This is a genomic window from Thermogemmatispora sp., from assembly GCF_019683635.1.
Lineage (GTDB): Bacteria > Chloroflexota > Ktedonobacteria > Ktedonobacterales > Ktedonobacteraceae > Thermogemmatispora.
Genome location: NZ_JADGIA010000172.1, coordinates 1 through 11,739 on the forward strand (window position 1 = coordinate 1; position 11,739 = coordinate 11,739).

The 11,739-nt window shown below is 64.1% G+C and carries 9 protein-coding genes and 1 pseudogene; 8 read left to right on the forward strand and 2 right to left on the reverse strand.

All coding sequences use genetic code 11. The features are described 5' to 3' along the window. The 3 genes and pseudogenes from IRZ31_RS16450 to IRZ31_RS16460 form a co-directional block, all read left to right on the forward strand. Nucleotides 1–386, forward strand: a pseudogene (locus IRZ31_RS16450) (hypothetical protein); the annotation flags it as partial. A gap of 637 nt (nucleotides 387–1,023) precedes the next feature. Beyond that, nucleotides 1,024–1,695: a TetR/AcrR family transcriptional regulator gene (locus IRZ31_RS16455; RefSeq protein ID WP_297155578.1), complete on the forward strand. Its 672-nt coding sequence runs from the start codon at nucleotides 1,024–1,026 to the stop codon at nucleotides 1,693–1,695. A 59-nt stretch (nucleotides 1,696–1,754) separates the two neighbouring features. Then, nucleotides 1,755–3,443, forward strand: a complete 1,689-nt coding sequence (locus IRZ31_RS16460) for a DHA2 family efflux MFS transporter permease subunit (protein ID WP_297155580.1) — start codon at nucleotides 1,755–1,757, stop codon at nucleotides 3,441–3,443. Here the strand turns inward: IRZ31_RS16460 and IRZ31_RS16465 are convergent. Both IRZ31_RS16465 and IRZ31_RS16470 read right to left on the reverse strand, forming a co-directional pair. After that, complete coding sequence (locus IRZ31_RS16465) at nucleotides 3,440–4,126, reverse strand: class F sortase (protein ID WP_297155582.1); 687 nt, start codon at nucleotides 4,124–4,126, stop codon at nucleotides 3,440–3,442. The genes IRZ31_RS16460 and IRZ31_RS16465 overlap by 4 nt on opposite strands. Before the next feature lie 173 nt (nucleotides 4,127–4,299). Beyond that, nucleotides 4,300–5,148 carry a DUF4397 domain-containing protein gene (locus IRZ31_RS16470; protein ID WP_297155584.1) on the reverse strand — a complete coding sequence of 283 codons (849 nt, stop codon included), beginning with the start codon at nucleotides 5,146–5,148 and terminating at the stop codon, nucleotides 4,300–4,302. Between the two features lie 427 nt (nucleotides 5,149–5,575). Here IRZ31_RS16470 and IRZ31_RS16475 point away from each other — a divergent pair, with 427 nt between their 5' ends. The 5 genes from IRZ31_RS16475 to IRZ31_RS16495 form a co-directional block, all read left to right on the forward strand. Then, a complete protein-coding gene (locus tag IRZ31_RS16475) occupies nucleotides 5,576–6,316 on the forward strand; it encodes an RNA polymerase sigma factor (RefSeq protein ID WP_297155586.1) in 741 nt (246 codons plus the stop codon). Next, on the forward strand, nucleotides 6,309–7,670 hold the full coding sequence (locus IRZ31_RS16480) for a hypothetical protein (RefSeq protein WP_297155587.1): 1,362 nt from the start codon (nucleotides 6,309–6,311) through the stop codon (nucleotides 7,668–7,670). Before IRZ31_RS16475 ends, IRZ31_RS16480 begins: the two co-directional genes overlap by 8 nt. 397 nt (nucleotides 7,671–8,067) lie before the next feature. Beyond that, nucleotides 8,068–9,102: a phytoene/squalene synthase family protein gene (locus tag IRZ31_RS16485; RefSeq protein ID WP_297155589.1), complete on the forward strand. Its 1,035-nt coding sequence runs from the start codon at nucleotides 8,068–8,070 to the stop codon at nucleotides 9,100–9,102. Beyond that, the gene (locus tag IRZ31_RS16490; protein ID WP_297155591.1) at nucleotides 9,092–10,339 is read left to right on the forward strand and encodes a glycosyltransferase; all 1,248 of its coding nucleotides are present in this window, start codon (nucleotides 9,092–9,094) and stop codon (nucleotides 10,337–10,339) included. Before IRZ31_RS16485 ends, IRZ31_RS16490 begins: the two co-directional genes overlap by 11 nt. Then, a partial coding sequence (locus IRZ31_RS16495) for a carotenoid biosynthesis protein (protein WP_297155593.1) occupies nucleotides 10,336–11,739 on the forward strand: 1,404 nt, incomplete at its 3' end. The genes IRZ31_RS16490 and IRZ31_RS16495, both read left to right, overlap by 4 nt.

Genomic DNA, 11,739 nt, shown 5'->3' on the forward strand with positions numbered 1-11,739 from the left:
GCAAGCGGATTGAGGAGCATCGCCAGCGGTATGATCCGAGGCAGGTGATGGGAGCGCTGCGGGAGAGCCTGGACGAGCGAGGGCGGCTGCGACTCCTAGCAGGGGGTGACCGCTGGGAAGCGGGCTTTCGCTTTGGAGAGCCAGCCAGAGAGGAGGAGCTGGAGGAGCTGGAGGCGAGGCTGAGGCTGGCGTTGCCAGGGGTGAGGGTGCCGCTGCCGTGGAGCTCTCGGGAGTGGCTCAAGGAGAGCAATGGGGCGGTGCTGTACCGAGATGAGCAGTATGGGCAGTGGGGCTACCGGCTCTATCGGGCGGAGGAGGTCGATAGCCAGACGATCTTGAGGGGCTGGCGCATGAGACTCCAATGTGATCGGAGCGGTATCTGGTGATCGGGGAGACGTTGAGGGATGGATATCTGATCGAGCATGAGAAGAGGAAATACTGGAGAGCAGAGGAGAAGCGCAAAGAGCGCCGAGGAAGAGAGAGAGGGAAAGAGCTGAATCTATGGCGGGAGCAGCAGAGGCGGTCATATCGGCTACCTGAAAGAAGCATCCCTGAGCGGGCGTCTGGAGACAAAAACGGGCTTTAATTCGACCGGTAGGTTGACCACGTCATGGACGTCTCTATCTGCCAGCGAGGGGTACCGCGACTACAGGCAGGCAGAGACGCCCGTGAGGCGGAGCAGGCGCCCTGGTAGTAGGAGTTTTGCCGTCTGCTGACGAAGGTGAAGTAGGGCAGGTAGGGAAGGAAGTGATGAAAGTGGTCCGAGCAAAAATGCGCCCTCTCTTGCTTGCGACCGGTGCCTCACACCTCTCCGAGCCGTCCTATGGCTTCGTAGCCGCAGAAGGAGCTGCTTTCCCATCCTCCTCATAGCCCTATGATCAGCGCGGCCAACAGCGAGTTGTGACCCCTTCCCTTGTCTCCCTTGACCTGCCCTTGACTTCCTTCCTCTTGCGGGATATAATCCTTATCAGTTGATAAGGAAACAACATCATCGAGAAGAGCACAGCGGAGTAGCGAGTCAGCATGAAAAGACCAGGGCGGCGCGGCGCCCGTGCGGAGCAGCCGCACACTGCCAGAGCCAAGGAAGAGGAGAGCGAAGAGACCCGGCGTCTTATCCTGCAGGTTGCCCAGCAACTCTTTATGGAGTACGGCTATCGTGCCGTCACCACGCGGCAGATCGCCGAAGCCTGCGGCCTCACGCAGCCCGCTCTCTATCACTATTTTGCCGACAAAGAGGCCCTCTATCTGGCGATGGCTCGCGAAGAGCTGGCGCGCATCAGAGGCGTCTTGGAGCGCATCGTGCGCCGCAGCGAACCCGTACCTGAGCGCCTGCGTCGCGTTGCCAGCTATCTGCTGACCACTACCCAGCACGACCTGGCTTTGATGCTCCACGACATTCGCTATGAGCTATCAGCCGAGGTACGTGCCCAGCTCCACACCCTCTTTGAGGAGAGCCTGATCGCACCCATCGCTGCTACCTTCAGCGCAGGTTTGGAGCAGGGCCTGCTGCGCCCACCCAGCGAAGGCGGCGTTGATCCCAAAATGGCCGCCTATCTCTTTATGAGCCTGATGTCGCGCTTTGTCGTCTGGGGACGCGAGACCCTGCCCTCTGTGGCCGAGAACCGCCGCGAAACCCTTGCCGGCGAGCAGGCCGCCCTGCTGGTGCACGTCCTCCTCTACGGCCTGGCGCGCTGATCGCACGCTTTTTTTGTAACCGTCATTTATCAACTGATAAGCAAAAGGAGGTCTCCGCAATGGAGTCAGATATCTCCCTGGCGGGCCAGCCGCAGCCGGAAGCGAACCGTCAGGCATCAACGGCGTCTGCTGAGCCGGCTGAAACCGCGCCTGCCGATCCAAACTATCGCTGGAAAGTCCTCTTTTCGGTCGTCTTCGGCACCTTCATGGTGATTCTGGACGCCACCGCCGTCAACGTGGCTCTGCCCACACTACAGCATGTCTTCAAGGCGCCCGTCGACCAGGTCGATGGCGTCCTCACCGCCTACGTCCTGGCCCTGGGCATCATCACGCCGTTGGCTGGCTATCTGGCCGAGCGCTTCGGCATCAAGCGCATGTACCTGATCTCGCTCTTTCTCTTTGTGCTCGGCTCGGTGCTCTGTGCCTTCGCTCCCTCGCTTCCCTGGTTGGTAGCCTTCCGCGCCCTGCAAGGACTGGGCGGTGGCATGCTTGGTCCTCTGGGCATCTCGCTGCTCTTTGGGGCTTTCCCGGAAAAGCAGCGTGGTCTGGCCTTCGGCCTCTACGGCATCCCGCTCGTCGTCGCCCCGGCCAGCGGCCCCGTCCTCGGCGGTTACTTTGTCGAGTACCTCGACTGGCGCTACATTTTCTTCATTAACATTCCGGTTGGCCTGCTCGGCCTGCTCATCGGCTTCTTCTGGCTGCGCGAGAGCCGGCGCGGCACCGCGGCCCGCCTCGATGTCCCCGGCATCCTGCTTGCGGTCATCAGCTTTGGCACCCTGCTCTACGCCATTCAGCGCGGCTCTAGCGAAGGCTGGACCTCGGCCCGCATCCTGATCCTGCTCTCCATCGGCCTGCTGACCTTCGCCGTCTTTGTGGTCGTGGAGCTATTCCGGCGCGATCCCCTGCTCGATCTGCGCCTCTTCACGCGCCGCACCTTTACAGTGGCCAGCGTCATCGGCTGGGTGAGCACCATCGCCCTCTTCGGCGCAGAGTTCCTGCTCCCTATCTACCTGCAAAGCCTGCGCGGACGCACACCCCTGCAGGCCGGTCTGCTTGTCCTGCCGCTGGCCATCAGCTCGGGGATCGTCACCCCCCTGGCCGGTGCGCTCTATAACCGCATCGGTCCGCGCTGGCTGATCTTCGCTGGCAGCCTGCTCCTGGCGATCAATACCTGGGGCTTTGCCCATCTGACCCTGGATGCCTCCTATAACGAGATCATGGTCCTGGTAGCTATTCGCGGCGTGGCCCTCGGTTTAACACTGCAGACGACACTGACCGTGGCCCTGACTGGTCTCAAGCCGGCCCAGCTACCGCGAGCCAGCTCGCTCCTCAATGCCACGCGAAACGTCTTTCAGTCCTTTGGCATCGCCATGCTGGGTACCATCGTCACCCATCAGCTGACCACCTATCAGGATGCTGCCCGCAGCGACCTGCAGAATGCGGCCACCGCCCTGGGTCAGCGCTTCCTGCAGCTCGTCCAGGTGCTGCAAATGCGTGGCCTGCCAGCCGCCGCAGCCCAGAAGGCCGCCGCCGGGCAGCTGCTTGGCTCACTGGTGCCACAGCAGTTCATGCAGAGCATCAACGACGCCTATCTTGTGACCTTCTGGCTGGCGCTAGTCGTCGCCGTGCTCGCTTTGACCCTGCCTGGACGGACGCGTCTGGCCACGGCCCGCGCTGCTGCTGAAGAAGGGAGCGCGACCTCTCCCGCTCCGGCAGCCGCCTCTGCCGGTGGCACTCAGGGCAGCTAGCCACCCTGGAGCACGCTATAGACCACCAGGCGCTCCGTTGTCTGGTGCTCACTAGGAATCCAGGAGCCGGCGCAGGTGATCAGATTCAGATAGTGCCCCGAGCGATCGGCAAAAATCTGCAGCAGTGGCGCCTGCTCGGGTGGATAAGAGGCGACGGCAGTGACGCGAAAGTGCCAGCGCTGTCCGCGCTCGTCAATAACGGTGAGGGGCGTGCCGGGTCGTAGCAGGTGCAGGTTCCAGAAAACCGCCGGATAGCCGCCGGGCCGGTCAAGATGGCCCGCTATGACGGCGCTGCCCTGCTGACCTGGAAGCGCTCCGAGGCTATACCAGCCAACATCGTCCCAGGGACGCCGCTGCGGCGTGGCCAGAGTGCCATCGGCGGCCAGCCCGACTCGCTCAACAGCGGCCTCCACGCCAATGGCGGGGATCAAGAGCCGAGCAGGAGGAGCCGGAGTAAGCGCTGTGGCAGGGGCAGCTGCGGTAGCCGGGGGCGGGCGTTCCACTCTGCCATCTGCCGCCGGTCTGGCACTGACTGCCGGCGCCGGTGGGCTAGCCATGCCGCAGCCTCCCACCAGCAGGCCACTGCTTACCAACATGGTCAGCAGCAGGAAGAGCCGCCAACGGCGCACGCCAGAAGACAGATGGCTGCCGTCATAGCCTGCAAGCTGTGCCTTCCTTTGCACGGACAAAGCTCCTTCACAGACAGATAAGAGGCGGAATGCGGCTCAGGAGGAACGCCCGCTGAGCCGCACCCACCATTAGAGGAGGGGAGAGAGTGCTGAACCGTCTTGCGCTTGGTTAAGGGCAGGTCGTCCTCCGATCCTGCCCTGCCCGAAGCCGGTATCCTGGTGCCCCGCTACGCTGAGCGAGGCCTGCGGACAATGATCCCCCGTGCACCGATGCCCAGACCAGCCAGGGCCAGCAAGGAGATCACCCCGAAGAGCCAGAGCTGGGCCGCCGGGGTGGCCGTCGACTGAGGCACGGCATTGGGATCACTGCCCGTGTTGGGCATGCCCGGCACACCACTCACCGCGGCCACCACAAACTTCAATGCCGGCGTCCCTTTGTAGAGACCAACAGCGAAGACGCTGTAGACCATGCCGCTCTGCAGCGTCGCCGAAACCGGTACGGTGGCATTGGCCTGCGTGGCCGTCACATTGAACGTATAGGAGCCGGGCGGAACACTCAGATAATCGCTGGCGTTCTTGTACGTCAGTCCGCTAATGACCGTCTTGCCGCCCGTGGCAATGTCGACCGGGCCGGCATTGGGCGAGAGATGGTAGACTCGCACCTTGGCCATGCCGCTGCTGAGCTGGTTATTATCGACAAAAGCCTGCAGGCCCAGATTCGCAGCGCTATCACCGATCGCTGCCACTGTGTAGGCCATATCCGCATCGACCGAGACAGTCTCGTTGATGACCGCCGCATCGATGCCTTTGCCCGCCGGTGCCACCTGGATACGGTGCGGTCCCGCCGCCACAGAAACATAGTCGGTGACTGTGCCGAAGGCGAAGTTGCTCAAGAGCTTGCCGCCATCGACAAAGACATCAACGTTGCCGGCTGCCGGCGAGGCATGGACAACGCGCACCAGAGCATTACCTTGAGCGGCAGCTCGTCCCAGAGGCAGCACCCAGAGTATCAAAGCCAGCGTGACTAAAAAGACGGAGATCGCTTTCACGAATGCCAAAAGAGTTTTGTTACGCATCAAGTATCCTCCTTGTTGTAGATAGGCCGGCGGCTACTGGTACGCGCCAGGCCCAGGCGGTCCGGCGCGCACCAGTCACGAGAGCCACCGCTCCTGTGGTCGCCTCATCCTGGTGAGAAGGCAGGATGACAAGACAACAGGACAAATGTGCGATCGTCCCTGATCCAGGAAGGCCGTGAACAGAGAGGTACCCGGAATTGCAAGATCCAACCCAGGAGACGTCAGGTCTCTACCAAAATGGTACCAGTATCTAACATCTCTGCCTGATTACCCATTCGCCATCTTCTGCACGTCCTGAGAGTGGAACACCTGGATCAGAGAAGCCACCGAAGAGGAAGACAGGCATGGGGCCGGGGAGCCGCCATGTGAGGAACGAGAGGTACGCATTGTGTCACAGGAACCATCTGGAGTGGAAAGAGACAGCCGGTTGGGGTCTCCTGCTGGAGAGACGGGGTCGGAAGGAGTAGAAGCGCTGTCGCAAGAGGAGCGAGCAGAGCGAGCGAATCAGGCAGATCGAACGGAAGATACTCAAGACTCCTCCTGGGAAAAGGAGCTGGTTGCGCGTTGCCTGGCTGGTGACGAGGAGGCCTTTGCGCGCATCGTTGATACCTATGGGGGGCTGCTCTTACGTACAGCGTATTTGTTAATCAAGGATGAGGAAGGAGCAAAGGATCTGGTCCAGGAGACCTTCTTTCTCGCCTGGAAAAACATGGCAACCTTGCGCGACCCGGCGCTTTTGCGCTCCTGGCTGCTCAAGATCCTGGTGAACCAGGCGATCAGTCTCAAGCGCCAGCTTGCCCGGCAGGCTACTCTCTTGCGCGAGCGGCTCGCAGGCGAAGAACAAGAACAATTGTTACCGAAGACGTCGCTGCGTGAGGGGCGGGTAGAGGACTGGCTCGATGTGGTGGCGGCTTTGCAGCGTCTTCCTGTCAAGCAGCGGGTGGTGCTGGTCCTCTTCTACTATCATCGGCTGACCATGCCGGAAATTGCGGCTATGCTGGGTGTCGCCGAGAACACCCTGCGCAAGCGCCTACAGCTGGCGCTCAAGAAGATGCGCCGCCTCCTGCAGATCAGATCCCAGGAATGGCCAGCGGCACAGGAAGAGACTGTCGGCGCCGATCAGCCCCCGTCTCAGATCGCTTCAGGGAGGGAGGAACAGCATGAGTGATGCGCCTCACGAGCCGCAGCCAAGCGAGGAGCTGCCGACGGGTCAGCCCGCGCAGTCGGCAGAGCGCCGCGGGCGGCAGGGGGCAGAGGGGCGGGAGCAAGTCAACCATCGGGCCCCTGTGGACGATGTCTTACTGGAGGAGGTCATTCGGCGTGCCCTGCAGGAGCAGGCGGCCCATATTCACTTTTCTCCCGATCTCCGTGCGCGCATCCTCAGCGGGCTGCCCCCTCGCGCTCCTGAGCGCCGCAGCCAGCGCAGTCGCCGCCCACGCCTGGCTCTGGCCCTGGCAGCAACCCTGACGCTGCTCCTCTGCCTTGTGCTCGTGCTGCTGCTGTTCCTGCCGCGGACGCCGTCAGCGCCGCCGGTAGCCAATGCAGTGCGCTACCAGGTGGCGCAGGTTCTGGCAGCCCCGCCAGCCCTGGCCCAGGGCGGGCACCTGGTGGCCGTTGATCCCACGGGGCAGCACCTGGTGATCCAGGATGGGCGCGATCCCGGAGTGATGTATACCGCGAGCCTGAGCGATCCTGTAGGGAGCCAGCTACTGGCTATGCGCGAAGCTCACGATGCTGCCTGGTCGCCCGATGGCTCAGCCCTGGTAACGGTGGTCACGCCGCCCGGAGCCACGCAGCCGCTGCTGGCGCTCGTGCCCTACGGGCAGTACATGTATCCACTGGGCGAGGTCGCCCTGGCCGCCACCTGGACCCCTGGTACGGGCAGTAACAGCATTACCTACGTGACCGGAACGAACGGACAGACGCAGCTCTGGCAAACGACGCGCGGGGGACATCCGACCCAGCTGCTGGCCACCATGAATCTGCGCCTGACCGTTCAGCACCTGGCCTGGTCTCCCGATGGGCGTTATCTGGCCTTACTCGTCAGCAGCGAGGGCTTGAACGGCCCTGGCCGCGCCATCTACCTGATGAGCCACGAGAGTGGCCAGGTGACAGCGCTGGTGCCCCTCGGTGACTTCATCATCACGAGCTTTGGCTGGTCGCCCGACAGCCAGCATCTCACTTATGCGCGCCGCGACGCGGCAGGCCATACGTTGCTGACAACGCTGGCCATCCCTGACGGGCGTCCCGTGCTCAGTCTCCCTCTGCAGGGAGAGCTGGATGGCTGGAGCTGGTCGCCCGATGGGCGTGCGCTGGTCTACAGCGACGGCGGTCGCCTCCACCTGCACATCTTCACTGGTTCACCTATCCTACTGCCGCAACCCGAGGCCGGCGCCCGCCAGCTCTTTCCGTTCTGGTTGCGCGATGGGCGGTTGCTGATTGTCCACGTAGCGGCCAGCGGTCAGCGTACGCTGCAGCTGTTAGCGCCGGCGCCGACTGCTCCCAGCTCTCCCGGCGCCTGATGAGGCGAAGCCGGGGGAGCCACCTGGCTCTCAGCCTTGCTTTTCTGGGCTGCGCGCTCGCCCAGTCTGCTGGCCGGCTCCAGCCTGCACCCCGGCTCACTGCGCCAAAGAGCTGTTACTAGAAGAGGCCGGACGGAGCGTCATATGGAAAGGACCTGGAGCGTATGTCGCTCGCTATGCCCATGATGCTTGCCCGGCCTGACGCCGTTGTGGACTTCCCCAGGCTATCGTGCCTTTTCCCTCGCTGTAGCCACCAGAGCAGGGGCAGGCGTGAGTTGTGCTCTCTCTGCCGCCAATCTCTACCCTGCCTGACAGGTCTGGAAAGAAGCCCCTCGGCTGCTCTGCCATCTGTCGGCTGAGCCAGGGCGGGCCTGCTGGAGAGGAGCAGATAGCCGCTATGCGCGTGGTTAGACCAAGCTTTCAGAGGGAGGGGGCGTCTTCAGCGTCCGCTGGACCCCCAGGGGAGCTTGCTAGCGCCTCCTCGCTCTGTTCTGTACCCCCCGCTGCAGGGAGTGAAGTCCAGGAGGAGGCCCTGCTTGCGCGCCACGGGCGAACCTTTCATTTCGCTGCCCGCTTCTTGCCCGGGGAGTTACGTCCCGCGTTCGTGACTCTGTATGCCTTTTTCCGCACCCTCGACGATCTGGTCGACGAACGTGAGCCAGAGGCGGTGCCGGATGCCATTGCCGAAGAGCTGTGTGCCTGGCGGGCCTGGTTCTTAGCCGACCGCCAGGGAGAGGCGCCTCGGGAGCCACTGGGGAGCCGCCTGGCGCAGGTGATCGAGCGCTACGAGGTGCCGGGCGCGCTCTTCCTGGATTTTCTGGAGGGGCTGCACTGGGACCTCTGGCCGCGCGAATTTGCCAGCTTCGCTCGCCTGCGGGCCTATTGCTATCGTGTGGCCGGCACCGTCGGTCTGGCCCTGGCCCACGTGCTCGGCGCGACCTCAGAGGGTGCACTGGCGGCGGCGGAGGGCCTGGGCATCGCCATGCAGCTGACGAATATCCTGCGCGATGTCGGGGGCGATCTACGTAAAGGACGCCTCTATCTGCCTCTGGAGGATCTGGCCCGCTTTGGCCTTTCACGCTCTCATTTGTTACAATTGCTGGATGCTGGACAGGGACCAGATGCGGCTTTCCGCGAGCTGATGCACTATGAGGTGGCCCGCACTCATCTCTGCTACGCTCAGAGCCTTCCCGGTGTCTGGCTCCTGCCGCCTGATCGCCGCCTGCCGATTCTGCTGGCCGGGCGCCTCTATCGGCGCATTCTCCATGCTATCGAACAGCGCAACTACGATGTGCTGCGCACGCGCGCGCATACAACCCTCTCCGAGAAGCTGCGTGAGGCCGTGCTCGCCCTAACTCTCGATCGTCTCTGGCGTCGTGGCGAGCAGCTCGACCCTGCCGGGCTGGAGGTGAAGCTTGACGATGAGCCGTAGGCTCCTGTGGATGGCCCGGCTGGCGCTGGGGGCGCTCTCTGGGGGACAGCTGGTATTGGCCCTGCGCGTGATCTGCCGCTGGCTGCGTACCGCCGGAGGCCAGCGACTGGAACCGGCCTCTTCTTCGCCTCACTCTCGCACCGACGAGCAGGCCAGCGTTGCTGTGCTGCTGCCGGTGCTCAATGAGCGCCAGCGCCTGGCCCCCTGTCTGGAGGGCTTGCTCACTCAAGGGCCAGAGGTCGGGCTGATCCTGGTCAGTGATGGCGGCTCCGACGATGGCACGCGCGAGCTGGTCTGTGCCTATGCCCAGCGTGATCGCCGTCTGCGCCTGCTCGATGCGGCCCCGATACCCGATGGCTGGAATGGCAAGGTCTGGGGTCTCGAAGCGGGCTGGCGCGCGCTTCCCCCGACCTTCCCCTGGGTGCTGACCATTGATGCCGACGTACGGCCAGCGCCGGGCCTGGTCGCGGCCCTGCTGGCTCGGGCCAGACGTGACAGGCTGGCGGCCCTCAGCCTGGCTGTAGAGCAGGATCTGCCGCCGGCACCGCTCTTGGGCCTGCTCCATCCCTCGCTGCTGACCAGCCTGGTCTACCGCTACGGCATGCCAGGCTCGGTTTATGAGGGGCCTGGCGCTGGGCTACATGTGCAGGCCAATGGACAATGTTTTCTAGTAGAGCGCGAGGCCCTGGCCGGCGGCGGCGGCTTCGCTCCCTTACGCCACTCGCTCTGCGAGGATGTTACCTTAGCACGCCTGCTGGCGCGGGCCGGGCGGCGCCTGGCCTTCGTCGAGGGCGGTCCCCTGGCCTCCGTCGAGATGTATCGCACGGCAGGCGAAGCCTGGCAGAACTGGACGCGCTCCCTGCCCCTGCATGACCATCTCAGTCCGGCCTGGCACACCTTGCTAGGCTGGCTGGAGGTGCTGCTGGTTCAGGCTCTGCCTCTCCCGCTGCTAAGCCTGCTCGCTGGTGCGCTGCTCGCCAGAGGCAAGCGCTGGCGGCGGGCTGCGCTCCCGCTGCCCGTAGCAGCGCTGGGACTGAATGCCGGGCTGCTCCTGCTCCGTCTCGGCGCGCTGGTGGGTATGCGTCGCGCCTATCGCCGCACACCGTGGACATACTGGCTCTCTCCGCTCTGCGACCTGGCCGTGGCGCTGCAGCTGGGCCGCCAGGCCCTGCGGCGTCGTCATCGCTGGCGCGGACGCCTCGTCATCCGTGGAAATGCTCCTGGAGGTATTGCATGAAAGCCGTAAAGGTGCTCTTTATTTGCCATCTGGCGGCGCTCGTCTTTGGTCTGGCCGGGCTGCTCATTGCTCTGCCCCATCCCGAACTGTGGAGCTTTAGCCCACTGCTGATTTCGGTCTTTAGCTTCGGCATCAACTACGCCGGTTCACTGCACATCCTCTTTGGGGCGGCCACGGTGCTCCTGTTTGGACTGCGCATCGTCGGTGTGCGCCGCACGCTGATCTTTTTCGCCGCCTCGACGCTGATCTCTCTCAGCATGGAGCTGCTCGGAACCTCGACCGGCTTCCCCTTCGGTCCCTACTCATACAATAGTTTCCTGGGTTTCAAGATCCTTGACCACGTTCCCTATTCCATCCCGCTCTCGTGGTTCTACATGGGCTTCTCCTCCTTCCTGCTGGCCCATCTGCTCCTCACGCGCCGCAGTCAGGGGCGCGAGCCGCTGGGAGGGCCTGGCCTCTGGGCCGTCCTCCTGGGCGCCTATCTGCTGACAGTCTGGGACCTGACGCTTGATCCGGCGATGGCCAGCGAGCGTCTCCCCCTGCACTTCTGGCAGTGGGGAGTACGCGGCGCCTACTTCGGCATGCCCGTGCAGAACCTGGTTGGCTGGTCGGTCACTGGTTTGCTCTATATGGGGGTCAGCCGCCTGCTCTGGGGCAGCGATCTCCAAGGGCGGCGCCTGATGAGCGTGGCCTGGCTCCCCTTTGGGGTCTATGCCGCCAATACCCTCTTTGCGATCGTGCTCGATCTGAGCGTTGGCCTCTGGCTGCCGCCACTGCTGGGCCTGTTCCTGGGCATTCTGCCAGCGGCCCTGGTACTGCGCCGCCGTGGCAGCGCTGGAGACGAACATGGCAGTGGCTCCGCTGGAACCGGGCTATCTGAGCGCGCTGAGCTGGCTCCCCACCTGGCGCAGGCCCAACAGGGGGGCCACGGGCTGCTAGAGCGTAGCCGACTGGGAGGGCAGGCCCTGCTGCAGAGCATCACGCGCCTGGTCATGCGCTCCGGAGCGGCCTTCTTGCTCTGGCGCCGCCACTTGCGCATCGTTGTCGAAGGCGGCGAACATCTGCCGGCCAGCGGCCCGGTCATCGTCGCCGCTCGTCATTACCACCATCTCTACGATGGCTGCCTGCTTTTACGGGCGATCCCCCGTCCCGTGCATATCCTGGTAGCCCTCGACTGGGCAGGCACGCGCTGGCAGCGGCGGCTCATGGAACTGCTCTGTGCTCTGGCCGGCTGGCCGGTCATCTTGCGTCCCGAGCGTCTGCGCGCCAGCGAGGCGAGCGCTGCTGACAGCGCCTACCGAGCTGAAGAAGTGGCTCCCTACCTGCGCCGGGGGGGGGGGCGCGCCCCCCCCGCGCCGCGCGGGGGGGGGCGGGGGGGGGGGTTGGGGGCGCGGGCGGGG